The organism is Olsenella sp. CU969 (assembly GCF_905219715.1).
Taxonomy (GTDB): Bacteria; Actinomycetota; Coriobacteriia; order Coriobacteriales; family Atopobiaceae; genus Granulimonas; species Granulimonas faecalis.
This window is the reverse complement of the sequence record NZ_CAJMXC010000014.1, coordinates 1-26,469: the sequence shown is the minus strand read 5'-3', so window position 1 is coordinate 26,469 and position 26,469 is coordinate 1. Positions and strand designations below refer to the sequence as shown.

Sequence of the window (26,469 nt, the reverse complement as noted above, 5' to 3'; positions counted from 1 at the left end):
TGGTGCGGCGTACAGGATTCGAACCTGTGACGTTCTGATTCGTAGTCAGACCCTCTATCCAGCTGAGGTAACGCCGCGTGCGAGAAATAGTATGTAACGGCGGTCCAAGGGTGTCACNGACGAATTTTATTCAGCTTGGATACGGCTTCGTGCATGGGGACGGCGGCCTGCCAGGGCGCCGGAAAACAAGAGCAGCCCGCAGGCCACGGGGGTCTGCGGGCTGGGGCAGTCACTGGCGGAGAGCTGGGGATTCGAACCCCAGATAGGATTGAGTCCTATACTCGCTTAGCAGGCGAGCACCTTCGGCCTCTCGGTCAGCTCTCCGGGNGCGCACCCCATCATAACCCATCGCCGCGTCCCACCACCCGGACACTTTTGTCCCAATGGTCGGGCACTTTTGTCCCACAGGTTCACCGCTCCCTAACCCAAGGGGGCCCGGGACACGACTCCCCTCGACACGCCGGTAAGGNGCTCGATCGACCGGACGATCATCCCTCCCTTCCGGAGGGTCGCCAGCGCGAAGTCCCGCTCGCCCCTCGCCATCGCCTTGACCTCCTTCGGGTCCGTTCCGCNCAACAGGCTNCNNGCCATCTCGAGAAGCGNCTCGNGTTGCACGTCCCTCTGGCGAACAGTCCCCGGAGCCGGCGGCGGCCCCTGGTCGGCGTGGGCCTCCTCAAAACCGTCCCACCCTCCAAAAAGGTCGAGCAGCCGCTCCACATCCACACGGCCGCACCCCTCCATCACCTCGTGGTAGCTGCTCCACGGGTAGGCGCTGGTGGGGGAGAGCCCCGCCCGCTCCGGATTGCGGTGGACGTAGGGGACGAGGGTCAGCAGGTACCCGTCGTCTTCCACTGGAAGCCGCAGGTACCGGCCTTGAAAAAGATGTCCCACACGGTCGTGCCGATGGTTGAACGCCCGGGCGTAGGTAGAGTTCACGCGGTGCATGAGCTTTGGGATGTCGTCCGCGTCCCCCTCGGCGACCAGATGGAAGTGGTTGTCCATGAGGCACCACGCGAGAAGCCCCACGTCGTTGGCCTCCAGGCCTTCGTCGAGGATTCTCAGGAGCTCGCGGCGGTCGTCGTCGTCCTCGAAGACGATTTGCCTGCCCGACCCGCGGGTCGTGATGTGGTAGATGTCCGAGCTGCTCTGTCGTCTGGCAAACGGCATGGGATTCCCTCCTTCAAGTTTGCCGGCCCATGCATGAGCGGGCGGTGTGGGAGGGGGTGGGGAGAGAATATCTCACATGGTTCGCCGTGGCTGTTAATAAGGGATACTTCGCGGAATGTTCAAAAGTACAAACCAATGGGAGGTTTTGTCGATAAGTGTAAAAGCGGCAAAGTGGGACAAAAGTGCCCGACCATTGGGACANAAGTGTCCGGGTGGTGGGACGGCGGTTCAGGTTGTGATGCCGTCGCAGGGGATGTCCCCGCGGCCTTGTAGCGGGTCCCAGGAGAAGCCCTGCAGCAGCTCCGTCGGCGTCGTCGGGGCGTCGTCGTCCGTCAGGCCGGCCGCGTGGGCCAGTCGCCCCACCACGGCCTCGGGCCGCATGCCGCTGGCCCGGATGGCGCCCAGGTCGAGGTCGCCATCGCGTTTNGAGAGGCGCCGGCCGTCGGCCGCCACCAGCAGCGGCACGTGGGCGTGCTCCACCTCGGGCAGCCCCAGCAGGCGCTGCAGGTAGCGCTGCCTCGCGGCGGACCCCAGCAGGTCGCGGCCGCGCACCACCTGCGTCACCCCCATGGCGGCGTCGTCCACCACCACGGCCAGCTGGTAGGCGGTCACGCCGTCGCTCCTCCGCACGAGGAAGTCCCCGCACTCCCGGGCCAGCACCTCCCGGTGCCTCCCCGCCACGAGGTCGTCCACCTCCACGGCGCCGGCCGGGTCGTCGGCGTCGGGCACCGCCAGCCGCACGGCCGGCGCCCGCACCGCGCTCCGGCGCGCCACCTCCTCGGCAGAGAGCCCGCGGCAGGTCCCCGCGTACACGTAGGTGCCGTCGCTCGCATGGGGCGCGCTCGCCGCGTGGAGCTCGGCCCGCGTGCAGAAGCACGGGTACGTGAGCCCCAGCCCCGCAAGCCGCGCTAGGGCCTCATTGTAAGCGTCGCCGCGCCGGCTCTGGAACACCGGGTCGCCGTCCCAGTCCAGGCCAAGCCACCGGAGGTCGTCCATGATGGCCTCCGCGCGCCCCGGCACCTGGCAGCGCGGGTCGAGGTCCTCCACCCGCATGACCACCGACCCCCCGCGGCTCCGGGCGCCCAGCCACGCCATGAGCGCCGAGAAGGCGTTGCCCNGGTGCATTNGCCCGGAGGGGGAGGGGGCGAAGCGGCCCATGACGGCCCCTCCGCCCCCGTGNCGCGCCGACCCATGGCCGGGCGCGGTCAGGTTGTGCGAACGGTCTCCTGCGGGAGTGTCCAACGGGCCTGCCTACATCGCCTTCGTGGGCGCCACGAACGTGCGGGCGGCGTACTTGGTGTCGAGGCTGAACAGGCCGTCGGGGGAGCCGCCGAACAGCTCGTAGTCCTTGATCATGTCCTCGGCGTTGATCTCCTCCTCCCCCTGCTCGGAGATGTACCAGTCCAGCAGCTTCATGGTGCGGTAATCCTTGGTGGCCACGGCGGCGGCATAGCAGTCGTTGATGCAGGAGGTGATGTAGTGCTCGTGCTCGAGGCCGGCCTTGAGCGGGGCGATGTCGCTGTCAAAGGCCATGGTGGGCTGCTCGATGCCCAGCATCTTCACGGGGTAGTTGTTGTCGAGCAGATAGCGGCGGAGAATCTTGGCGTGGGCCACCTCCTCCTCAACCTGGACCATGTACCAGTTGGCGTAGCCCTTGAGGCCGCGCTCCTCGTAGTAGTCGGCGAGGGTGAGGTACAGGTAGGCGCTGTAGAGCTCCTTGTTGATCTGGGTGTTGAGAAGCTCTCCGAGGTGCTCATCGATGACCATGGGTTTTNCTTTCGTGAGGGTGCGCGGTCGTTCGACCGCCAGGGTCTGTATCCGCGATTCTAGCGCCCGAGATGTATGGGCGGCGGAGCCGACCTCCTCGAAAGCGCACCCTTTTCATTGCCGCCCTGCGCTTTGGGTGAATTTGGGTGAATATGACGCAGGATTGAAGTTCGTCGGACCTGTCGGGGCCATACTGACCATGGTCGACGGCACCGAGCGTCCGTCACGTTCTCACGATCGGCGGCACGGCTTGGGGCGGTGCCGCTCTATAGGAGGTCTGGCGCCCGTGAAAGGCATCATTCTCGCCGGCGGATCCGGCACCCGGCTCTACCCGTTGACCGAGGTCACGTCCAAGCAGCTGCTCCCGGTCTACGACAAGCCCATGGTCTACTACCCGCTCTCCGTCCTCATGATGGCGGGCATCCGCGAGATCCTGGTCATCTCGACCCCGGCGGACCTGCCCAACTTCGAGCGGCTCCTGGGCGACGGCGGCCGCTTCGGCGTCGAGCTCTCCTACGCCGAGCAGCCCAGCCCCGACGGCCTGGCCCAGGCCTTNGTCATCGGCGAGGGGTTCGTGGGCGGCGAGCCGTGCGCCCTGGTGCTGGGCGACAACATCTTCTACGGCGAGGGGCTCAAAAAGGTGCTGCGCGGGGCCGTGGCCCACGCCGAGAGCGAGGGCGGCGCCACGGTCTTCGGCTACCACGTCGACGACCCCGAGCGCTTCGGCGTGGTGGAGTTCGACGAGGGCTACAACGTGGTCTCCATCGAGGAGAAGCCCTCCCGGCCCAAGAGCTCCTACGCCGTCACCGGCCTGTACTTCTACGACGGCCGGGTGTGCGAGATGGCCAGGAGGGTGCGCCCCAGCGCCCGCGGCGAGNTCGAGTTCACCGACCTCAACCGCCTCTACCTGGAGGAGGGCTCGCTCGACGTGGTGACCCTGGGCCGCGGCTACGCCTGGCTCGACACCGGCACCATGGAGAGCCTCTACGACGCCGGCGACTTCGTGCGCGCCGTGGAGCGCAGCCAGGGCCTGCCGGTGTGCGTGCCCGAGGAGGTGGCCTTCGAGAACGGCTGGGTCGGCCGCGAGGCGCTGCTCGCGGCGGCCGGGCGCTACGGCAAGAGCGGGTACGGCAGGCACCTCGCCGAGGTGGCCGAGGGCCGCCTCGTCCCCCACCACATCAGCGAGTGACAGCCCCCACCGAGGAACGAGGAGCACCCATGCAGGAGACCTTCTCCCCCAGAAACATCGTCGTCACCGGCGGCTGCGGGTTCATCGGCAGCAACTTCGTGCGCTGGGTCGCCGAGAACCNCCCCGAGACCCACGTGACCGTGCTNGACAAGCTCACCTACGCCGNCAACCCCGAGAACATNGNCGNCCTGCCCGCCGAGCGGGTGGAGCTCGNGGTGGGCGACATCTGCGACGCGGGGCTGCTNNAGCGGGTGGTGCCCGGCCACGACGNCGTCGTGCACTACGNCGCCGAGAGCCNCGACGACAACTCCATCTCCGACCCGGCGCCCTTTATCAGGACCAACGTGGAGGGGACGTTCCGGCTGCTGGAGGCCGCCCGCAGGCACGGGCTGCGCTTCCACCACGTGTCCACCGACGAGGTCTACGGCGACCTCGCCCTGGACGAGCCGCGGCGCTTCCGTCCCGACGACCCCTACCGCCCGAGCTCGCCCTACTCCAGCTCCAAGGCGTCGTCGGACATGCTCGTGAGGGCGTGGCACCGCACCTACGGGCTGCCCGCGACCATCTCCAACTGCTCCAACAACTACGGGCCCTACCAGCACGTGGAGAAGTTCATCCCCCGCCAGGTCACCAACCTGCTTACCGGGGGCCGCGCCAAGCTCTACGGCGACGGCAGGAACGTGCGCGACTGGATCCACACCGAGGACCACTCCCGCGCCGTGTGGGACATCCTCACCAAGGGCCGCCCCGGCGAGACCTACCTCGTCGGCGCCGACGGGGAGAGGAGCAACCTCGAGGTGCTGCAGGCCATCCTCACCGCCATGGGCCGCGACCCCGAGGACTTCGACTGGGTGCGCGACCGCCCCGGCCACGACCGCCGCTAGGCCATCGACCCTGCCAAGACCTGCGAGGAGCTGGGCTGGGAGCCCGTCCACCGCGACTTCTCCGAGGGGCTCGAGGAGACCATCCAGTGGTACCGCGACCACAGGGACTGGTGGGCGCCCGCCAAGGAGGCCACGGAGGCCAAGTACGCCGAGCAGGGACAGTAGGAAGGGGCCGTATCCATGGAGTTCGAGCGCGAGCTTGCGGCGACGGAGTCGCCCATCGACGGGCTGTACGTCATCGACCTGCCGGTGCACGGCGACGACCGCGGGTGGTTCAAGGAGAACTGGCAGAAGGCAAAGATGGAGGCCGCGGGCCTGCCTTCGTTCAACCCGGTTCAAAACAACATCAGCTTCAACGCCGACCGCGGCGTCACCCGCGGCATCCACGCCGAGCCGTGGGACAAGTTCATCTCCGTGGCCTGCGGCTCCGTCTTTGGCGCTTGGGTGGACCTCCGGCCGGGNAAGGGCTTCGGCACGGTGTTCACGTGCGTCATCGACCCCTCGGTGGCCGTGTTCGTGCCCCGCGGCGTGGGTAACGCCTTCCAGGCCCTGGAGGACGGCACGGCCTACACCTACCTGGTGAACGCCCATTGGTCCGCCGAGCTCAAGAAGACCTACACCTTCGTGAACCTGGCCGACCCCGAGCTGGCCANCCAGTGGCCCATTCCGCTGGAGCAGTGCACGCTCTCCGAGGCCGACCGGCACCACCCCTTCCTGGCCGACGCCCTGGCCATGGGGCCCAGGCGCACCTTGGTCACCGGCTGCAACNGGCAGCTGGGCCAGGCCGTGCGGGCCCTGGCCGAGGAGCGCGGCCTGGCGGGGTCCTTTGACTACTGCGACATCGACACCTTCGACATGTCAAACCCCGCGGCCTACGACGGTATCGACTGGAGCCTCTACGGCACGGTTATCAACTGCGGTGCCTACACGGCCGTGGATGCCGCCGAGACCGGTGAGGGACGTCGCACCTGCTGGGCCGTCAACGCCCAGGGGCCGGCCCTGCTCGCCGCCACCTGCGCCGCCCGCGACATCACGCTGGTGCATGTGAGCTCGGACTACGTGTTTGACGGGGTCGAGGAGCTCCATGGCGAGGACGAGCCCTTTGGCCCGCTTGGGGTCTATGGGCAGTCCAAGGCCGCCGGCGACCTGGCCGTGGCCGTGGCGCCGGCCCACTACATCCTGCGCAGCTCCTGGGTGGTGGGTCGCGGCAAGAACTTTGTGCGCACCATGGCGGCCCTCTCCGACCGCGTGGCCGACGGCGGCGACGCCCTGGAGCGGGTGACCGTGGTGGACGACCAGATTGGCGCCCTCACCTTCACCGACGACATGGCCCGGGCCATCTTCTGGCTGCTGGGGTACCGCGAGGGCGACGTGGAGCCGAGCGAGCCCGCGCCCTTTGGCACCTACAACCTCACCGGTGCCGGTGAGGCGGCGAGCTGGGCACAGATCGCCCGGACGGTCTTTGAGGTGCGCAACGGTAACGGTAGCGCCGTCGTGCCGGTGACCACCGAGGCCTACTACGAGGGGGCGAAGGGCCCGGTGGCTCCGCGGCCGCACTTCTCTGGCTTGGACCTGGCCAAGATCCGCGGGACCGGCTTTGAGCCGGAGCCGTGGAGGGAGACGCTGGCCGCGTACATGGAGGAGCTGTAGGCGGCTGTTGACGCTGGATTGTTGACGCCCCCGGTGGCTTGTGGCCGCCGGGGGCGTTTTCATTTTCTTCTTTGCCTGCCTGGGAAGTCAGGGCATACGGCAACAATGATGCCGGTTGAGATAATATATAAATTACAGGTAAATCGATATCGAGAAAGCTAATGCCTGGGAATATGACTCCTTTTGGGAGCTGGGTGTCCATTATTATTAAGGCCCCATTTCTCCCCGTCTTATTTATACTAATTGGCGTTTAGTATAAATAAGACGTCCCTAAATGGGCTCATATTGCTACTGCTTGGGATCGAGGAGGTNGGAGATGCCCTATGAAGAGCTATCGAAACTATTCTATAAAGATGGTTCTCCAGATAGGTACCGTGTGAACAGCNAGAAGGCGCGGGAAAGGCTGTCGGCTGAGTCGACCTTCCGCAGCGGGATCGTGTTCAATGAGGATGAGCTCTTCTTGGCGATGCCGCGTGAGCTTTNGGTAATTATCGAGCGGGTTCTTAGGCGTGAACGTAAGGCCTCCGCTGCATTCAAGGCATTGCCTCCCATCGCCCAAGGCGCCTTCACCCGCAGCCTTATTATCNACGAGGTGGTGTGTTCAAACGGAATCGAAGGTGTTCGCAGCACGCGCAGGCAAGTGAGCGATGTTCTTGACGAGGTCAAGCATGGAGATTCCGCCGACGGGCTGAAGTCAAAACGTTTTAAGGAGTTTGCCAAGCTCTATCTCGGATTGAGCGAGAAGACGTCGGTGATGCCCCACTCGCCGGAGGACATACGGGGCATCTACGACCTATTGATGGCTGGCGAGGATCTTGACGGGAACACCCCGGACGGCCGCCTCTTCAGGAAAGATCCNGTGGACATTNTCGATGGACNTGGAAGAACCGCGCATTCGGGCGTGAATCCAGAGCGGCGCATCATCGAGATGGTGGGAGCTATGCTCTCTCTGCAGGAAAACGAGGAGGTCCCGCAGATCTGCTCGGCGGTGATGGCGCACTATGTGTTCGAGGCCGTGCATCCGTTCTATGACGGAAACGGCCGCACGGGACGCTACCTACTGGCGCTGGCGTTAAGCGATCCATTGTCTGTGAGTACTGCGTTGTCGCTCTCGCGTGTGATCGCCGAAAACAAGGAATCGTATTATCACGCATTCAAGACTGTCCAACACCCCATGAACCATGGGGAGCTGACCTTCTTTGTCATGAGGATGCTCGAGTATGTGCTCGAGGCACAGGCCAACAACATCGAGAGGCTCGAGTTGAGGCGGGGACAAATGGAGGGCGCACGGAGTGCGGCACGTCTGGCTGTTGGCTCTGACGAGGTCAATGAGAAGGGGGGCGACCTNCTCTTTATGTTTGCCCAGGTCNAGCTGTTTGGNTGGACCCCCGAGGTACTGCTTGCCGATGCTGCCAACTACCTTAGTCTTTCGCCACAAATGGNAAGNAAACATCTGAAGACGCTGGAGGAAAAGGGACTCATAGAGACCCTGTCCCAAAGGCCCCTAAAGTTCCAGCTGTCTGCTCGAGGCCGGGGATTGATGGGGCTTCTGGAGGGGGAGTAGGTGGCTGTTGGCGCTGGATTGCCGACGCCCCCGGTGGCTTGTGGCCGNCGGGGGGGGCGTTTTCTGTGGCACGGGGGCTTCCCGGTCTATGCTCTTTGTTGAAAAAGCTGAGTGCATTTTAAAGTGACATAGCTTGATGCATCTCGCGGTATTACCTTTAGAGGGTAAAACTGTGAGAGGAAAATGCCACTGTGTCCGCGATTTCTTTGGTTTTGCCCACACTGAACGGGGAAAGCGAGCTGCCCGGNCTTCTGGAGGCCCTGGGCGCCCAGACCCGCCCTGCAGGCGAGATCGTGGTGGTTGATTCCTCATCGGACGACAACACCTGCGAAGTGGCCGCATCTTATCCCGGCGTGCGTGTGGTGAAAATCGCTCGGGACGAGTTCAACCACGGGCTCACCCGAGACTTTGCCCTGCGTCAGACGACGGGCGACTACGTTGCCTTCATGACCCAGGACGCCGTTCCCGCCAACGGGCGCTACCTCGNGANCCTCGTNGCCCNGCTGGACAAGGACCCGCTGGTGGCCCTGGTGAGCGGTCGCCAGCTCCCCAAGCCCGACGCCCGTCGTTTCGAGCAGTTGGTGAGGGAGTTCAACTATCCGGCNGAGTCCAATGTGAGGACCATCGAGGACCTGCCCCGCCTAGGCNTCAAGGCCTATTTCGCCTCCGACGNGTGCTCATGCTATCGACGGAGCGCCTATCTCGAGGTGGGCGGTTTTGACGNGGTGGAGACNAACGAGGACATGCTCATGGCAGCCAGACTGCTCAAGGCCGGCTACAAGGTGGCCTATGCGGCGGAGGCCGAGGTCTACCACTCCCACAACCTCACGCCAAAGGAGCAGTACCGGAGAAACAGGGCCGTGGGTGCCTTCCTGGCCGCCTACGACGGGGAGCTNGNTGTCCCCGACGAGGTGGGGGAGGGTTCCCGTCTGGCAAAGAGCGNGCTGGGGACGGTGCTTCGCGAGGGCAGGCCGGTCGAGGCCATGGCATTTGCGGCGGACTGCGCGGNGCGGCTTGCTGGCAACCGGGCGGGACGGAGCAGGGTGCTCTTCCGCGGGTGTNCGGGTGCATAGGGANNAGAGGNGCAANGGCGGTAAAGAAATGATGGGCATGAAGGAGACCCTTAACGGTTCTCGTGGCAGCGTGACGCTGGNGAAGTGCGAAAGTTTGGTAACGTGTGCGCTGCCGCTCAAAAGTGCGGGTAGTCCAACGCCCGGCTCCAGATCGTGCGTTGTATGCCCTTACAAGGGGGTGGCGGCATGAGCGGCGTTGGGCGCCTGGGTTTTGTGGTTGTCGACTGGCCCGNCATTCAGANGGCGACGCCGGGTATTGCTCGAAAGATTAAATGTCAGATGAAGGCCTTTGCGAATGCGGGGTTTGACGTCGAGCTGGTGGGCGTAGAGGGACACAGCACGCAAGGTGAGAAACTGCTCGACAGGCTCCNCNTTTATTCGGATTACGGGNCGTGGCGTGCTGCGCTGGCTCCGGGTTATCGGGCTCTCTATATCCGCCGCCCGTCGTATGTGAGTGCAGGGATGTTGCGGGCCTTGGGGATGTATAGGCACGAGTGCCCTGGCGCTCCCGTGGTATTCGAGNTTCCCACCTGGCCTTACGATGCGGAAGACCGTACATGGAGGCGCCTCCCCCTTCATGTTAAGGATCTCATGCACAGAAGACGACTCGGGGACGTGGTCGATCGCGTGGCCGACCTGTCATGCGCCGATTCAATTCTTGGCATCCCTACGCTTCCCATCATCAACGGGATTGATTTTGACGACATGCCCTCGCGTTCCCCCTCAGGAGAAGCCACATCAGTTATCAATCTTATGTTTGTTGCGGCTTTTGCACGGTGGCATGGGGCCGATCGCGTGCTTCAGGGTATGGCCGCCTATCGTCGAGAGGGCGAGCCGGCCGGTCCGGTNCACCTCGAGTTGATCGGGGACGGTCCAGAGCTGGCCTCTCTCAGGCGGCTTGCAGACGATCTCGACGTTTCTTCCATGGTCACATTCCGCGGGATGCTCGGAATTGAGGACATCGCGCGGGTCTACGACCGCTGTCAGATGGGCATAGCTTCGCTCGGACTTCATCGCATCGGACTTGACCGGGCCTCGACGCTTAAGACACGGGAGTACCTGGCTAAAGGACTGCCTTTTGTCTACTCTGGTTCCATCGATGTTTTCGAGGGGCGCGACGTCGACTTTTGCCTACGGGTTCCGGCCGATGAGAGCCCTCTTGATATAGAACAGGTGGTCCGTTTCTATAGGTCGCTGGTCTCCAATCGTACGGAGAGGGAGCTTGTGGAGCGGATTCGCAAGTTTGCGGAGCTGCACGTCTCCATGGACGCAGCCATGGAGACAGTTTCAAGATATTTTCAGAGCAATCTGTCTATAAACGCGGGGGATTTAATCGGTAAAGAGTCGATTTAGCGCACTTGCATAGATTTCTTCTTGTGGTTGCTTCGTTGCGGCAGTGGGTCATTTTCTGGGCGAGTATGATGCTGAAAGGTCATTTATGTGACAAATGACTCGACCAACATCATGCCGCTAGATTGCTGTGCAGCAAGNAAAGTGCAAGCTATGAACAGAGACATTCTCGACCGCATCCAAGACCGCACCATCACCTGTGGCACTGTGGGCCTCGGCTATGTGGGCCTTCCTCTGGCCGTGGAGAAGGCCAAGGCGGGTTTCCGCACCATCGGCTTCGACGTGCAGCCTGCCAAGGTGGGGATGGTCAACGCCGGCCAGAACAACATCGGCGATGTGGTGCAGGAGGATCTGGCGCAGCTCGTCTCCTCCGGCATGCTCGAGGCCACCAACGACTTCTCCCGCGTGGCCCAGTGCGACTTCATCGCCCTCTGTGTGCCCACGCCTCTGGACGCCCACCAGCAGCCTGACACCTCCTATATGGAGGCGTCGGCCAGGGAGATCGCCCCTCACCTCAAGCCTGGCGCCATGGTGGTCTTGGAGTCCACTACCTACCCCGGCACCACCGAGGACCTCATCCGCCCCATCCTCGAGGAGGGCTCCGGCCTCGTGTGCGGAAAGGACTTCTGTCTGGGGTTCTCGCCGGAGCGTGTGGACCCGGGCAACCGCGTCTACAAGACCAAGAACACCCCCAAGGTGGTGGGCGCCATCGGCGAGGAGGCCCTCGAGTGCATCTCCGCCGTCTACGAGGCGGTGTTGGAGGGCGGCGTCACCCGGGTCTCCAGCCCCCGGGTGGCAGAGATGGAGAAGATCCTCGAGAACANNTACCGCAACGTGAACATCGGCCTGATGAACGAGCTCGCCCAGCTCTGCGACGAGATGGCCATCGACATCTGGGAGGTCATCGACGCCGCCAAGACCAAGCCCTACGGCTTCACGGCGTTCTACCCCGGCCCCGGACTCGGCGGCCACTGCATCCCGCTCGACCCCTACTACCTCTCGTGGAAGGCCCGGGAGTACGGTTTCCACACCTCCATGATAGAGGCCTCCATGATGGTGAACGACCGCATGCCCGAGTACTGCGTGGACCGTGCCGCCCGGGTGCTCAACGGCCGTCAGAAGGCNCTCAACGGGTCCCGAGTCCTGGTGCTGGGCGTGGCCTACAAGCAGGACATCGACGACTACCGTGAGAGCCCTGCCCTGAAGGTGATCGACCTCCTCGAGCNCCGCGGCGCTGAGGTGAGCTANTTCGACCCCTGGGTGCCCAGCTATCGCCACAAGGGTGAGACCCGCGAGTCCGTCCCGGAGCTCACCCCGGAGGTCGTGGCCTCCGCCGACCTCGTGCTCGTTGCCTGCGGTCACACGAACGTGGACTACGAGATGGTCCAAGAGAACGCCCAGGCCGTCTTTGACACCAAGAACGCCATGAAGGGTGTTGTGAACCGCGACAACATCGAGGTGCTCTGAGGTGGCCGCGAACAAGGTTCTCACCGTTGTGGGGGCTCGGCCGCAGTTCATCAAGGCCGCCGTGGTCTCCCACGCGATCGCCCGTGAGGGGTCGCTCGAGGAGGTGCTGGTGCACACCGGCCAGCACTATGACGCCAATATGAGCCAGACGTTCTTCGACGAGCTCTCCATTCCTGAGCCCGCTCACAACCTCGGTGTCTCGGGCGGAAGCCATGCCCAGATGACGGCGAGGATGATGGTCGCCCTCGAGGAGGTCATGGAGGCCGAGGGCCCCGGCTGCGTGCTTCTCTACGGGGACACCAACTCGACTTTGGCGGCTGCGCTGACCGCCGCCAAGCTGCACGTCCCCGTGGCCCATGTGGAGGCAGGCGCTCGCACCCACAGCCGGACCAACCCGGAGGAGATCAACCGGGTGTGCACCGACGCCGTGAGCTCCCTGCTCCTGGCNAGCACCCAGACGGGGGTGGACAACCTCGTCCTGGAGCACAACCCCGGCCGCGTCTCATTTGTGGGCGATCCCATGTACGACGCGTTCCTGGCCTATTCTGCGAGGGCCCNGAAGCCAGCCCTCACCGACCTGGGGTCGGGCCTTCCCGTCGACGTCCCGGCACGGTTCTGCTACCTCACGTGCCACCGAGAGGAGAACACGCGGGACCCCGGGGCCTTGGCGGGCGTGCTCGACGCCATGCAGTCTCTCGATGTGCCGGTGGTCTATCCCGTGCACCCGCGCAACAGGCGGGTCGCCCTCGAGCTTGCTTCCACCGGTGGGTACGGCAACGTGCTGTTCGTGGAGCCGGTAGGCTACCTCGAGAGCGTGTGGCTCGTCAACCGGGCCGACCAGGTGGTGACCGACTCGGGCGGCCTGCAGCGGGAGGCGTTCTTCGCCGGTGTCAAGTGCACGACGGTCCTCGACTTCGAGTGCTGGCCCGAGACCATNGTCGACGGGCGTAACATCCTGGCACGGCCCGATANGGAGANNGTGCNCTCGGCCATGGCTACGCCCCAGCGCGTGGACCCGGCCTATCTCCCCTTCNGCGACGGCGATGCCGCCGAAGGCATCGTGCGGGAGCTCGTGGAACTGACCCAGAACGTCGCCAAGGAGGCCTAGCGTGAAGTGCGCCATCATCGGCTGCGGCCGCATCTCCACNAACCACGTCNCTGCCATCGAGCGCNACGGCTTCGACCTCGNGGCCGTTTGCGACGTGCTGCCCGAGCGCATGGAGTCGCTCCTGGCCAAGCACGGCCTCGAGGGCGACCGCTCCATCGCCCGCTACGTCGATTACCGGCAGATGCTGGCCGAGCACCCCGAGATCGAGCTTGCGGCCGTGGCCACCGAGAGCGGCGAGCACGCCAGGATTGCCCTGGACCTCATCGACGCGGGCGTGAACTGCATTGTGGAGAAGCCCTTGGCCATGTCCATGGCCGATGCAAACGAGATTGTGCGCCGCGCCGAGGAGACGGGCGTCAAGGTGTGCGCCTGCCATCAGAACCGCTTCAACGTGGCCGTGCAGAAGACGCGCGACGCCCTGGAGGCNGGGCGCNTCGGCCGGCTGTCNAACGNGGCCGTGAACANCCGNTGGAANCGCAACCGCGCCTATTACGAGCAGGCTCCTTGGCGCGGCACGTGGGCCCAGGACGGCGGCTGTCTCATGAACCAGTGCATCCACGGCATCGACCTGCTGCGCTGGATGATGGGGGGCGACGTGGTGGAGGTCTACGGCGCCACCGGCCAGCGCCAGCACGGCTACCTCGAGGCCNAGGATATCGGCGTGGCCGTGCTCAGGTTCGCCGACGGCGCCGTGGCCACCGTGGAGGGCACCGTCAACGTCTACCCCCGCAACCTCGAGGAGACCCTCTGCCTCATCGGCGAGACCGGCACGGTCAAGGTTGGCGGCAAGTCCACCAACAACATCGACGTGTGGGACTTTGCCGACGAGACGGAGGAGGACCAGGCCAACAAAGGCCTGGAAGAGGCCACGAGCAACGTCTACGGCAACGGCCACACCGCTGTCTACGCCGACATGGCCGACGCNATCGCCAACGACCGCGCGCCCTACNTCGACGCCAGGGCCGGGCGCGACGCCCTCGAGGTGGTGCTGGCCATCTACAAGAGCCAGAAGACCGGCCTNCCGGTAAGGCTGCCCCTCGACGACTTCGNCTCCACCGACATGGCCGGCGAGTTCGGGGAGGGGTCGCTGTGAGCGAGGGCCGCTTTCCGGGCGCCTTCGTGCACCCCACCGCCCTCGTCGACGAGGGCGCGGTCATAGGGGAGGGCACCAAGGTGTGGTGCTTCTCCCACATACAGGCGGGCGCCGTCATCGGCCGCGGCTGCACCCTGGGCCAGAACGTCAACGTGGCCGACAACGTGCATGTGGGCGACGGCTGCAAGGTGCAGAACAACGTCTCCCTCTACGAGGGGGTGGAGCTGGCCGACGGTGTCNTCTNCGGGCCCTCCTGCGTGTTCACCAACGACCTCACGCCCCGTGCCCCCTATCCCAAGGGCAGGGCCGGCTACCGCAGGACCGTCGTGGGGCGCGGCGCCTCCATCGGCGCCAACGCCACGGTGGTGTGCGGCCACGCGCTGGGGGAGTGGTGCATGGTGGGGGCGGGCGCCGTGGTGACCGGCGACGTGCCGGCCCACGCCCTGGTGGTCGGCGTTCCGGTCCGCCGGGTGGGCTGGGTCTGCGAGTGCGGCGAGCGCCTGGATGCGGACCTCGCCTGCTCCGCCTGCGGCAGGCGCTACCACGAGGCCGGGGCGGGCCTGAAGGAGGGGCTGTGATGGAGTTCAGGGATCTCAAGGCCCAGTACGCGGCGCTCAAACCCGCCGTCGATGGTGCGGTGGGGGCCGTTCTGTCCTCGGGGCGGTTCATCGGCGGCGCCCCGGTGGCGGAGCTCGAGGGGGCCTTGGCTGACTACGTGGCCGTGGCCCACTGCCTCACCTGCGCCAACGGCACCGACGCCTTGGAGCTGGCCCTCCTGGCCTGGGGCGTGGGCGAGGGTGACGCCGTGTTCGTGCCGGACTTTACGTTCTTCTCCAGTGGCGAGGTGGTGCCNCTGNTGGGGGCCACCCCGGTGTTCGTGGACGTGGACCCGGCCACCTACAACATGGACCCCGCCTCGCTGCGCCGGGCGGTGGCCTGGGTGCGGGAGAACACGGGGCTTGCCCCCAAGGCCGTCGTCGCCGTGGACCTTTTCGGCCTCCCGGCCGACCTTCCCGCCATCCGCGAGGTGTGCGACGGGGAGGGCATGTTCCTTCTGGAGGACGGCGCCCAGGGCTTTGGCGGCCGGATAGGCGAGGCCCGCGCCTGCTCCTTTGGCGACATCTCCACCACGAGCTTCTTCCCGGCCAAGCCCCTGGGCTGCTACGGCGACGGAGGGGCCGTCTTTACCGACGACGACGGTTGGGACGCCCTTATGCGCAGCATCGCCGTCCACGGCAAGGGGACGATGAAGTACGACAATGTGCGTCTGGGCATGAACAGCCGCCTGGACACCCTGCAGGCCGCCGTGCTCTCCGTGAAGCTCGAGGCCTTTGCCGGCTACGAGGTGGCCGACGTCAACCGGGTGGCCGCCTGGTACGGGGAGGCGCTGTCCTTCCTCGGGGCGCGCGGCTGGGGGCTCCCCGNGGTCCCCCAGGGCTATCTAAGCTCCTGGGCCCAGTACACGGTGAGGGTGCCCGAGGGCGCGGACCGCGCCGCGGTGCAGGCCACCCNCAAGGACCAGGGGGTGCCCACCATGGTCTACTACCCCCGCCCCATGCACAGGCAGCCGGCCTTTGACGGCGTGGGACTCTGTCCCGACGGCTGTCCGGTCACCTGCGAGCTGTGCGGCCGCGTGCTGTCCCTGCCCATGGGGCCCTACATGGGCCGAGACGNCGTCGAGCGGGTCGCGGCCGCCCTCGAGGCCCTCTGACCGTGGCGGCCCTCGACCGCCTCAAAGGACCCTTCGCCAAGCTCTACCGGACGGGGTTCTTCCATATCTTCGGTGCCGGGACGATCAACAAGGCGGTCTCCAGCCTCACCATGATCGTGCTGGTGTGGCTCATCCCCAAGGCGGAGTACGGCCTCTACTCCTACGTGTTCAACATCGTGAGCATCTTCGCCCTGTTCAACGGACTGGGGGCCTCGTCCNCCCTGCTCCAGCTCTGCTGCGAGCACATGGAGGACCGCCCCCTCATGCTGGCGGTGTTTCGCTACGGCNAGCGCTGGGNCAGGGTGGCNGACGTGGCCCTGGCCGTCCTCATCCTCGTCTACGCCCTGGTGGCGCCGGGGGCGCTGCCGGGTTCCCAGCCTCTGCTGGCCCTGTACTGCCTCTATCCCCTCGTGGTGCTCCTGTGCGAGCTTCGCCTCGTGTACCTGCGGTCGAACCTCGACAACAGGGCTTATGCCTATATGACCAACGTCCAGACCCTGCTTCTGGCGGGCCTCTCCATAGGCGGATCCCTCGTTGCCGGCGTGCCGGGNCTCATCGCCGGTCAGTACGCCGCCTACGTGGCNAGCTTCGCCGNGCTCGCGTGGCGGCACCCGCTGCCGAAGCCGATGCCGGAGGAGCGCGACCGCACTTTCAGTAAGAGGGAGTACTGGTACGTGGCGTTGGTGTCGTCCCTCAACAACGGGCTTAGCCAGGCGCTTGCGCTGCTGGGAACGTTTTTCGTGGGGCAGTACCTGGCGAGCGACACCGCCGTGGCTTCCTACAAGGTGGCCACCACCATCCCGTTCGCACTGCTGTTCATCCCNNCCATGCTTATTACCTATATTTACCCTTACTTCGCTTCCCACAATACCGATGGCCCTTGGACGCGCCGTAATTACCTGCGACTTTCCCTTGTCAGCGCGGCGTGTGTGGGGAGCGTGGCTTTCGTTATGGGCGCACTGGGAGGGCCGCTTATCGGCCTTGTATTCGGCGAGCAGTACCTNGATGCCGTGCCGTCGTTCCAGATTCTAATCGTCGGATTCTTCGTTACGGCGGCTTTTCGCCAACCTGCGGGAAATCTGCTCGTGACCCAGAAGCGGCTTACCGCCAACACCGCTGTGGGCATCGCCTCCATCGNGCTCAACGTTGCGCTTTCGGTAATCCTCATCCCTTCCATGCAGCTGGAGGGCGCGGCATTGGCCTACACGGGGACGATGACGATGGGCGCGGTGCTCAGCTGCGGGTNTTATGTTCACGCAATCAAGGACCTCTAGGAAGCTGAATCGCGAGGCGAAGGGAGCGTAATGGAAGCATATGGAATGATGCGCCTGCGCCAGCCNNAGCCTCGTCGGGGCAGCAGCGGTCCGTCAGCCCTATGGACCGTGGTTCGTCTTTCTATATTGCATTGCCCTCGAGATATGCGTCGGGTTCAGCTTTCTGCCGTGCGCTCGACACGCGCGCCCGTCGATGCATCGTGACAGGTTTTATGGAGCATACCATGCATGCAACAGTGTTCAACTTGTTTTCAGAGATTCTGTCTTCGATGATTGGTGGTCGGGCCGCTGAGACATTGGTTGACGGAAGGAGGGGACTGGGCGATGGCGTCCTTGCGTTGTCAGAGTGGCCTGGTTACCTGCGCGGACGCTTGACAGGGAGGGTAGACTAGGATGGTCGAGCAAGGAAAATGCGCCCCCCGGGTGTCCGTGGCCCTTGCAAGTTATAATGGGAAACAGTTCATAGAAGAACAGCTAGACTCCATACTTGCCCAGCTTACTTGTGACGATGAACTTGTGGTTTCTGACGACGGATCGTCGGATGGCGCATGGGAGCTCATTCTGCGGCGATCCGGGGCGGATTCGCGCATCAGGCCGGTTCGCAATAGTCATCTTGGCGTCGTGGGCAATTTCAACAGTGCCCTTTCTCGCTGTGTGGGGGATGTTGTTTTTATTTCCGACCAAGACGACGTGTGGTTGCCAGGAAAGCGTCAGGCGATGGTGGAGGCTCTCGAGGAGTCTGGGGCAGACCTTGTAGTCCACCNTTGNAATCGGGTTGATAGGAGCGGAGCTCCTGTGGGGGGCGCCTCTCAGCCTGGCGATGATTTTGAGCTTGGGTTTTTTAGGAATCTAATTGCATCCCGTTATTCAGGGTGCTGCATGGCCCTCGATCGTCGAGCGCTTCGTTATGTCCTTCCACTTCCAAAAACAGTTTTGAACTACGATNGCTNGATNGGCCTGGCATGCGAGGCATTTGGAGGTGTGTATAAACTGGACGACGTGCTGCTGGATCATCGTATACACGATTCAAATGCCACCCCAAAAGGCCGTGGGGTTTTTGAAAGGCTAAAAGAGAGGGCGACCATTCTCTGGGAGTTGGCAAAGCGAAGGGGCTGTGCATAGGTGTTCAGCTTTCCGGCCAATTGCGGCCTTGCTGCCGGGTGGGGCGAGGGAGGATTTGGATCAGTGTCCTTTTTTAAACTTTTGGGGGCGGCAGGGGCACGTATGGGACGATGTTTATCGTGGCGGCCCCATCCGTTACTGGGCACTTATTCGAAGGATGTCATGAATGTGCGCAGTGTCGAACAAGGTGTACCAAAAAGGAGTGTTGCAAATGAATAGGGCCTTGCGCAATTTGCTGTCAAGGCTGNTCGCAGTACAGCCTCGCAGGTCTTTTCCCAAACACTATTCCCNGGCAAGAAGCATGGATCAAAAAATGGTCTATGCCAGTGCTTTTTTTAAGTATAACCGAGAATTATTCTTTTATATTATCTTTTTCGCGTATGTGACGCTGACGATATCTAGAGCGGTTTTGCTCTTTCCGGTGCTCGGCCTTGACGTCGAGGCGCTTTATCGTGTGGAGAGCAAGGCGATAGCGCTGGCTCTCTTGGTGCTTTTCTGTCTAGGCGGCTACTGGCGAGTCAATCCTGTTCCAAAAATCACGCTGGTCGCAGCGTCTGTGGTGCTGTCGGCTTTTTCTGCGATAGACGCAATGCTGCTGACGCTATTTATACTGTGCGCAGAAGGGTCGGATATCAAGGCTCTGGCTCTGNTTTCTATGGTGGCGATGCTACTCATTGGCATCCCCAGTATTCTCGGCAATTTGCTGGGCGTTGTTCCGGACGTGGAGAGTTTTCGAGTCGATGGAAGCCGCCGTTTTGCCTATGGCTTTGCCCATCCAAATGGGTTCGGATTATTTGTTTTTATGATTACATTGGACTATATCGTGATTCGCTACGGCCGACTGCGTCTCGCAGAGCTCCTCGTTCCGATCGGGAGCGTGGCGATCATATTGGGACTGTGTGACTCGCGAACCATGACGATCATGGCCCTGCTTCTTGTTGTTTTGGTTGGGATGGGGAGGTTTGAGGGGAAGAGCGGGAGAGTTGGCTGGATAGGTTTTTCTGTCGGCGTTCTGGCCGCTGCAGGTTCCTATGCGTTGCTTGCCCTCTACCGTGCCGGCCTTCCGTTTGCTCACATGATGGATAGGGTGCTTTCCCAGCGGTTGAACTTCGGTTCTTACTACCTGACAAAAACACCTNNTGCACTCATGGGCAGGGACTATTNTGCGGTGCCACTGCCAAACAACCCAAACGCGGTCGGGGTTCTCCTCGACAACGCGTATTACAGGCTTCTCCTGGTATTTGGCATTGTCTTTACGGTGGTTTTCCTGACATCGATAATAATCTTTTTGTTTAGGTCGGCAAAAAGGGGCACGACGGGTGTCGTCTTTTGGGGCATCGTGGTTTTTTGCGTTGTCGGGGTGGCAGAGAGCGCGATGCTTTGCTTTGCCTACAATTATTTCCTGTCTGGGCTTTGCAGCTTGGGTTCAGGAGAGCAATCTGGTCATCTTGAGGGAAAAGGTAGCAGTAGGATCCAAGGGCCAAGACGTCTTTCTGATTTTAAGTAATAAAATAGTATTTATATCAACTGTAGACAGAGGTGTGTTGTGCGCAGTTGTCGTCCGAAGCTCGTCATGATCACCGACTCCTATCCGTTTGGCTCTGTTGAGCAGCCTTTTGTGGAGCCAGAAATACGTGCCTTTCTTGAGGGCTGGGATGTCGCCATAGTCCCCATGGGGTCGTCGCGGACGTTAAACCCTNCTTGCAGCCGCAANGTGCTCTCTCAGGTCNAGGTTCTTTTGCCGCAAATCCCTTGGAATTCGGCCGCCNAGGCTAGATATGGTCTTCTTGCTGCCGCTTTACCGATGCTCTGGCAGGAGGTCCGTCGCTGTTCTCCGATGCAGGCTAAGACGGCCTGGGCGTATCTTTCGAAGGCATTGTGGGCANGCTCGGTTTTCAAGGACTTGGGACTCTTGAACCCATTGGGGAGAACCTTGTTCTATTCGTTCTGGCTCAATCCCTCGGCGTTGGCTCTGGCGCTCCTTCGTCAGGACGGCGGCGTGGACCATGTTGTTTCTAGGACGAATGGATATNACCTCTATAACCACAGAATTNCAGCTGGACGACANCCTTTTCGCATTCAAATGAAAAATAATATCGACAGGATACTTTTCTCGTGCCAAGTTGGTCGCGACTATTTCTGTCGCACGTTTGGGCCGGAGGCCACGCCCGGGCAGTACCAACTTGCTCGGCTTGGATGCTCGGACCACAGCGCTTTCGAGCGCGATGGTGCAGGCAAGTTTACTGTGATGAGCTGTTCGAGCGTTATCCCCCTCAAACGTGTTCGGTTGCTGGCCGAGGGCATCGCCCTCGTGGGGCGTGATTCGATACGGTGGATTCATGCCGGAGACGGTCCTGAGCTGGAAGAGGTGCGTGCCTTTGCAGAGAGGGAGTCTCTTGATGCGACGTTCCTGGGGAACGTCCCAAATGATTCACTTATGAACTTTTATAGCAACACCCCTATCGACCTGTTTGCGACCATGTCATCTTCCGAGGGCGGATGTCCGGTTTCGGTGACGGAGGCGCTCTCGTTCTCAATGCCGATTTTGGCCAGTCGGGCTGGGGGCGGTGTTGTGGAGCAGGTTGATGCCTCCAATGGAATCTTGTTGGGGGACAATCCATCGGCAAGGGAAGTTGCCGGGGCGCTTACGTCGTTTCTCGAGATGGGGCGTGGCTGTCTGGCGGCGATGGGTTGTTCGTCTCATAAGAAATGGGATAGGTATTTCGACGTCAGAAAGACGACGTCGCGAACGGTTGGGCTAATGGAGGGGTTGCTGGAACAGTAAGTGACGGCTTCTCGCCGGCACTCTTCATGGGAACGGCGACGTGCGCCGTCGCATGGAGCTTCTGCACCGCTATTATCCCCGGTCCGATGATTCGTCTCCGTGGTCCGCCGCCATCGTTGTAAGTTTTTATGAAATCAGTTTTTGACCCGGTGTCTTCACGGGGGTTTTCCGTTGGTGATATGGGGGCCCTTCGGATCGGATTCCCTTTATGTGGATGTAATACGTGTTACAGTTCCTCTAAGTCCACGGCTGCGAGGAGGTCCNATGGCAACCATCAGCGCCCGGGTCCCCGACGAGGTCCGCCGGCAGGGTCTCAGCCGGCTGCGTGCCCANGGGNCCACCGTGAGCGACNTGGTCAACGCCGCGTTCGACTACCTCATCCAGACGGGCGAGCTCCCCGGCTGTGCATCCAAGGGTCAGGGGCGTCGCGGCCCGCTGGGCGCGCGGGCCCTCAGCCCCGCTCAGGCAGACGAGCTGCGGCGGTCGCTGGAGGCCACGACGTTTCCGGACGCCGCCCCTGTGGATGGCGGAAACTACAAGGCTACCCTCGTGGAGGGGAGGCNCNGTGACTACGAGGCACTTTCTTGATACGTGCCNCCTGATCGATTACTTCTCGGCCCGCCCCCGCTTCTTCGACCCCATGGTCAAGCTGCGCGTCGCCACCATGCTCGGGGACGTCCAGCTGTGGTGCAGCGCCAAGTCGTTCACGGATGTCTTCCATGTCTCCTCCAAGGGCGTCGATTCCGCCGACCTCCAGAAGGCGTTTCTCGAGAGCCTCGGCTTCCTGCAGGTGGCGTCCGTGGACGCCGAGTGCGTTAAGGAGGCGTGCCTGCGCGGGTGGGGCGACTTCGAGGACTGCCTCGTGGCGGTGACGGCGGAGCGCTGCCGGGCGGACGTCCTGCTTACCCGTGACGTCGCCGGGTTCAGGCGCTCGGCCGTGCCCGTCATGACCCCGGACGAGTACCTCGCCGGCCTCAAGGAGGACGAGGGCATCTGGTATGTGACCGAGACCCTGTGAGATCGGCGCGCGGCCGGTCCTTGCGCCCGATGCTGGCGGGCCGGCGNCCCCGTCCCGCCCCGTGGAGATTCGGTCCCACCGCCACCCTCTTCAGAGGGCAAGAAAACAATCCATAAATCCATGTATATACTGGTAGGCTAGCTGCCCGGGCCGCATCAGGCCTCGGCGACCCCATGCCATCGCCGGCGCCCCGCGGCGTCTTTGCCTTCCTTAGGAGGTTCCGTGTCTGCCAAGCACATGGCCCCCGGCCCGTCCGATCCCAAGAAGCGGCCGTCCCAGGGTCCCGCCCACCGGGCCTCCCACGCCAGGCAGACCGCCTCCTCCTACGGCCGATCCCAAACCGCCGCCCCCCAGTCGTCCCCGCACCGGGCCGCCCGGGCGCCACGGACGGCGGCGGTCCCCGCGGCCTCTGCCCCGGCGGCAGCCGCCTCCTCCCGGCACGGCGCCTCCGAGCTCGACCGCGTAAAGTCCCGCTCCGGCAGGCCAGCCCCCGGCAAACGCCGGCGCCGTGGCCTGCGCTGGTGGCAGGTGACCCTCATCGTCATCGCCGTGCTGGTTGTCGTGGCCGGTGCCTGCGGTTTTGCCATGTATCAGGACGTCAAGGCCATCCAGTCCGAGGTGGACGACGTCAAACAGGAGTTCGCCGTCTACAAAGACGCCCTCATGAATGGCAAGTCCGACCAGCTCTCCGGCTCGGCCGCCTCGCTTGCCCAGAGCACGCAGACCATGGCTGACCACGTCTCAAGCCCCCTGTGGGCCCTGGCCGAGCTCGCCCCCGTCTATGGCCAGGACGTGCGCCAAGCCCGTGAGCTCGTGAACTCCGCCAACATCCTCACCCACAACGGCCTCGTGCCCTTCTCCAACAGCCTCAACGGCGTTTCGGTGAAGTCGCTGGTCAAAGATGGCGGCCAGGTGGACATCCCCATCCTGCAAAAGGTGATCGACGCCGTTCTCGAGGTGCAGGGCCCTCTGAAAGACACCATCCACACGGTGCAGTCTATGGAGCCGTTCCACATTCAGAAGCTGAACGACCTTATCGACAGCACGCGCTCTGCCCTCTCCACCGCTTCGGACCTTCTCGATGAGGCCGACGACGTGCTGCCTCAGCTCCCCTCCATGCTCGGCGCAAATGGAGAGACAAAAACCTACCTCGTGGTGGCCCTCAACAATGTGGAGACCCGCTCTTCTNGTGGCTTCCCTGGCTCCTGGGNACCCATGACGGTGACCGACGGCAAGATTGCCCTGGGCGACTTCTCTGCCATTCAGGGGCTGCGCCAGGAGGGGGGCACCGGNTTTTCTCCCACNGCAGAGGAGGTNCCCGCCTTCGACATGGGTAGCGTGTCCACCAACCCCGGCTCGTCGATGATGACGCCGCAGTTCCCTCGCGCCGCCGCGGCTGCCGCCCAGAGCTGGCTCGCCTTCATGGGGCAGGCCGTCAACGGCGTGGTGGCCATTGACCCGGTGTTTTTGCAGNCGCTNCTGGCGGTGACGGGGCAGTCGGTTGACGTGGGCGGCGTCCACGTGGACGGCTCCAACGCCGCCGCCGTACTCATGCACGACACCTACTGGAACCTTCCCGTGGAGGCCNAGGACGCCTTCTNTGCCGGGGTGGNCGGTNCGTCGTTCCAGGCGGTGTTTCAGGGTCTGGGCCATGCCGACAGCGGGGACCTCGCCAAGACCTTCATGGACGGGGCCCTCGCCCGCAACTTCCAGGTGTGGATGGCCGACGAGGCCCAGGAGGCCGCCATCGACGCTCTGGGTTTCTCGGGCGGGCTCGAGGACGACCCCGCCAAGCCGGTGCTGGGCACCTACACCAACGACTACACCTGGTCCAAGATGGACTGGTACCTCGACATGCGCACCTCCGTGGGCGAGGGCACCAAGAACCCTGACGGTTCCACCAGCTACCCGGTGACCACCACGGTCACCAACGCCATGACCGAGGCCGANGCGGCGTCGGCCCCCTACTACGTCTACGGAGGGAACCCCGACAAGCGCAGCCAGGGCGACATGCTCACCCATCTCTACCTGATGGCTCCGGCCGGTGGGTCCATTTCCAACGTCCAGGGTACCGGCGGTGTCTTCTCTGCGGCCCAGCATACCGTCTACGGCTTTGACGAGTGGACCTGCGCCCTCCAGGAGAACCCCGGGGAGACGACCACCGTCACCTACACGGTGACCACGTCGCCCCAGGCCACGGAGCCCCTTGCGGTGGACCGCACCCCTGCGGCCCGGACGTTCTCGTAAGGGAGGTCCCTGTTCCCTCCGTGAGCGGACCCGGCCCGCCTCCTCAAAATAGGCAACTTGTGCGACCATGGTGGCCCATGGGTTGTCCGGTTGGCGANGGANGGCGGGCTTTGNGGCTTCTTCTCATAGGAGAGCACATGGCCCCGCTCCAGAGCGTCGCCGCCCTGCGCTGGACCAAGCTCGGGAAGTACCTGGCCCTCGACCACGACGTCGAGGTCGACGTCCTCACCACCTACAAGGACTTCTCCGACCCCGCAGGCCGGTATCGCCGTGACGACACCCTCCTGGCAGACATGGAGCACTTTGGGACCTTCCATCTGTTGAGACCCCCGGTGGCCGTCCGGGCCTTTGCCGGGGNGAGGTCGTGGATGGCCCGGCTCCTCAGGGCCCGGGAGGACGACGGCCCCGTCCAAGCGGCCGTGACCTACAAGGGCGCCTTCGAGGACCTGANGTCCTTTGGCCGCCGGGTCGACCTGGCCCTCGNGCGCCTCCTCGCCGCCCGCGGNTCGGCCATGGACCTCTCCTCCTACGACGTGATCGTCTCAACGTGCGGNNCCGGTTGGCCCCATCTGGTGGCCCGGGCCGAGAAGCGCCGCCGCCCCGACGTGGTGTGGCTGGCCGATTTTCGCGACCCGGTGTCCCGCAACCCCGCCGACCGGCGTCTCTGCAAGGCCTACGGTGAGGTGGNGGCCTCCGCCGACGCCGCGCTCGCGGTGTCCGAGGGCCTCGTACCCCTGATCTTTGCCCGCCCCGGTCAGCCGGTCCACGTGCTCACCAACGGCTTCGACCCCGCCGACCGTCCCCGGCGTCCGGAGGGGGAGCGGCGCCCCCTCGACCGCTTCCGTGTCTCCTACACCGGCACCCTTTACCACCTTCCGTGGGAGACGGAAAACATCGCCACCGTGCTGCGCCTGCTCCAGGCCATGGTCGACGACGGGGAGGTCGACGGCGACCGCCTGGAGTTCGTCTATGCCGGGGCGAGCTCTGCGGTCTTCCGCTGCCAGGCGGCCACGGTGGAGGGCGTCTCCTTTCCCGTGCGGGACCTCGGGCTGCTCCCTCGCCACGAGGTGCTCGACCTCCAGCAGGCCTCGGCGCTGCTGGCGTTCTCCACGTGGAACACCTCCGCCCAGCAAGGGGTGATAACCGGCAAGCTCTGGGAGTACCTCATGGCCGGGGTGCCGGTGCTGGGGGCCTGCACGGGCGAGCTGAGCGGTTCGGAGGCGCGGCGGGTGGTGGAGTCGGCCCGGGCGGGCGTGGTCATGGAGGCCCCCACGGCCGCGGCCGACGCTGTACGGGCCCGCAGGTTTGTGGCGGGGCTCTACCGCCAGTGGCTCGAGGAGGGGACCACCTCTGTCGACGGGGATGCCGCTTATGTGGACAGCCACTCCTACCCGGCCTTGGCCGCCAGGCCCATGGACGAGGTCATTCTCCCGTTGACGGGGTCCCGGTCCCGGTCGTAGGCGGTGGTTTTCCGGGGACGTCACCTTTAAACTGTTGGAATCGTCCGGTTTGTTGGGAGGTGCCCATGCACACCGCCCGTCCTAAGCGCCGCACGGTATCCCGTCGAGGCTGCCGCCGCGGCCTCTGGGTCCTCTCCGTCGCCGCGGTCGCGGCGCTTCTCCTGCTGGTGGGCCTTCTCGTTCCTGCGGAGCCCTTCGCCAGGCCCTAAGCCCCGTCCCGGGCAGCCGTCACGGGATGCGCCCGACGTCGGTCCCGTCCCAATGGCCTTGTCCCAATGGTCGGACACTTTTGTCCCACCGGGGCGCTTCGGGTGCCGCACCCCTCTTTCCGCACCTGAATGCGGTTGAGGGCGGGTCTGCCGGGCCCGTATCGGCGAGAATCACCCTGCAACGCGTTCATACGGCGGATTTCCGCCCCTAGACGCATTCAGGTGCCGAGGAGGCCGGAGGAGGTCGCCCTCAGACGCGTTCAGGTTCCCTCTGGGGAACGGTGCCGAGGGGGCGGCCCTCCCCCGGGACGCCGCACGCACGCCCCAGCCC

General features: G+C 64.0%; 17 protein-coding genes, 2 tRNA genes and 1 pseudogene. 15 read left to right on the top strand and 5 right to left on the bottom strand.

Features of this window, described 5'->3' with window-relative positions:
• The 5 genes from JX283_RS02865 to JX283_RS02845 all read right to left on the bottom strand — a co-directional run bounded on the left by JX283_RS02865 (position 1) and on the right by JX283_RS02845 (position 2,934).
• A tRNA-Arg gene (locus JX283_RS02865) sits at positions 1–77 on the bottom strand.
• A 156-nt stretch (positions 78–233) separates the two neighbouring features.
• Positions 234–324: transfer RNA gene (locus tag JX283_RS02860), tRNA-Ser, on the bottom strand.
• 96 nt (positions 325–420) lie between these two features.
• Positions 421–1,167 (bottom strand): transposase, encoded by a 747-nt coding sequence (locus JX283_RS02855; protein WP_204829249.1) that lies wholly within the window; start codon positions 1,165–1,167, stop codon positions 421–423.
• 228 nt (positions 1,168–1,395) lie between these two features.
• Entirely contained in the window at positions 1,396–2,325 is a 930-nt protein-coding gene (gene gluQRS, locus JX283_RS02850; RefSeq protein WP_204829248.1) for a tRNA glutamyl-Q(34) synthetase GluQRS, read from the bottom strand.
• A 93-nt stretch (positions 2,326–2,418) separates the two neighbouring features.
• Entirely contained in the window at positions 2,419–2,934 is a 516-nt protein-coding gene (locus tag JX283_RS02845) for a ferritin (protein WP_204408001.1), read from the bottom strand.
• 286 nt (positions 2,935–3,220) lie between these two features.
• On the opposite strand from JX283_RS02845, the gene rfbA reads away from it, so the two are divergent.
• From rfbA to JX283_RS02770, 15 genes and pseudogenes are all read left to right on the top strand, one after another.
• Positions 3,221–4,123, top strand: coding sequence for a glucose-1-phosphate thymidylyltransferase RfbA (rfbA, locus tag JX283_RS02840; RefSeq protein WP_204829247.1), 903 nt, complete (start codon positions 3,221–3,223; stop codon positions 4,121–4,123).
• A 29-nt stretch (positions 4,124–4,152) separates the two neighbouring features.
• Positions 4,153–5,172 (top strand): annotated as a pseudogene (rfbB, locus tag JX283_RS02835) (dTDP-glucose 4,6-dehydratase).
• A 15-nt stretch (positions 5,173–5,187) separates the two neighbouring features.
• Complete coding sequence (locus JX283_RS02830) at positions 5,188–6,657, top strand: sugar nucleotide-binding protein (protein ID WP_204829246.1); 1,470 nt, start codon at positions 5,188–5,190, stop codon at positions 6,655–6,657.
• Positions 6,658–6,973: 316 nt separating this feature from the next.
• Positions 6,974–8,221 carry a Fic family protein gene (locus JX283_RS02825; protein ID WP_204829245.1) on the top strand — a complete coding sequence of 416 codons (1,248 nt, stop codon included), beginning with the start codon at positions 6,974–6,976 and terminating at the stop codon, positions 8,219–8,221.
• Between the two features lie 212 nt (positions 8,222–8,433).
• On the top strand, positions 8,434–9,294 hold the full coding sequence (locus JX283_RS02820; protein ID WP_204829244.1) for a glycosyltransferase family 2 protein: 861 nt from the start codon (positions 8,434–8,436) through the stop codon (positions 9,292–9,294).
• Positions 9,295–10,797: 1,503 nt separating this feature from the next.
• A complete protein-coding gene (locus tag JX283_RS02810) occupies positions 10,798–12,111 on the top strand; it encodes a nucleotide sugar dehydrogenase (RefSeq protein WP_204829242.1) in 1,314 nt (437 codons plus the stop codon).
• Between the two features lies 1 nt (position 12,112).
• Positions 12,113–13,219 carry a non-hydrolyzing UDP-N-acetylglucosamine 2-epimerase gene (wecB, locus tag JX283_RS02805; RefSeq protein ID WP_204829241.1) on the top strand — a complete coding sequence of 369 codons (1,107 nt, stop codon included), beginning with the start codon at positions 12,113–12,115 and terminating at the stop codon, positions 13,217–13,219.
• 1 nt (position 13,220) lies between these two features.
• Entirely contained in the window at positions 13,221–14,312 is a 1,092-nt protein-coding gene (locus JX283_RS02800) for a Gfo/Idh/MocA family protein (RefSeq protein WP_204829240.1), read from the top strand.
• Complete coding sequence (locus JX283_RS02795; RefSeq protein WP_204829239.1) at positions 14,309–14,890, top strand: N-acetyltransferase; 582 nt, start codon at positions 14,309–14,311, stop codon at positions 14,888–14,890. The genes JX283_RS02800 and JX283_RS02795 overlap by 4 nt, the downstream gene beginning before the upstream one ends.
• Positions 14,890–16,023: a DegT/DnrJ/EryC1/StrS aminotransferase family protein gene (locus JX283_RS02790; RefSeq protein WP_204829238.1), complete on the top strand. Its 1,134-nt coding sequence runs from the start codon at positions 14,890–14,892 to the stop codon at positions 16,021–16,023. The genes JX283_RS02795 and JX283_RS02790 overlap by 1 nt, the downstream gene beginning before the upstream one ends.
• A 2-nt stretch (positions 16,024–16,025) precedes the next feature.
• Positions 16,026–17,297, top strand: coding sequence for a lipopolysaccharide biosynthesis protein (locus JX283_RS02785; RefSeq protein ID WP_204829237.1), 1,272 nt, complete (start codon positions 16,026–16,028; stop codon positions 17,295–17,297).
• A 393-nt stretch (positions 17,298–17,690) separates the two neighbouring features.
• Positions 17,691–18,419 carry a glycosyltransferase gene (locus tag JX283_RS08795; protein WP_204829236.1) on the top strand — a complete coding sequence of 243 codons (729 nt, stop codon included), beginning with the start codon at positions 17,691–17,693 and terminating at the stop codon, positions 18,417–18,419.
• A gap of 1,933 nt (positions 18,420–20,352) precedes the next feature.
• The gene (locus JX283_RS02775) at positions 20,353–21,204 is read left to right on the top strand and encodes a glycosyltransferase (RefSeq protein WP_204829235.1); all 852 of its coding nucleotides are present in this window, start codon (positions 20,353–20,355) and stop codon (positions 21,202–21,204) included.
• A gap of 565 nt (positions 21,205–21,769) precedes the next feature.
• On the top strand, positions 21,770–22,222 hold the full coding sequence (locus tag JX283_RS08790; RefSeq protein ID WP_370583400.1) for a type II toxin-antitoxin system VapC family toxin: 453 nt from the start codon (positions 21,770–21,772) through the stop codon (positions 22,220–22,222).
• Positions 22,223–22,444: 222 nt separating this feature from the next.
• Entirely contained in the window at positions 22,445–24,469 is a 2,025-nt protein-coding gene (locus tag JX283_RS02770; protein WP_204829234.1) for a DUF4012 domain-containing protein, read from the top strand.
• The last annotated feature ends 2,000 nt before the right edge of the window (positions 24,470–26,469 follow it).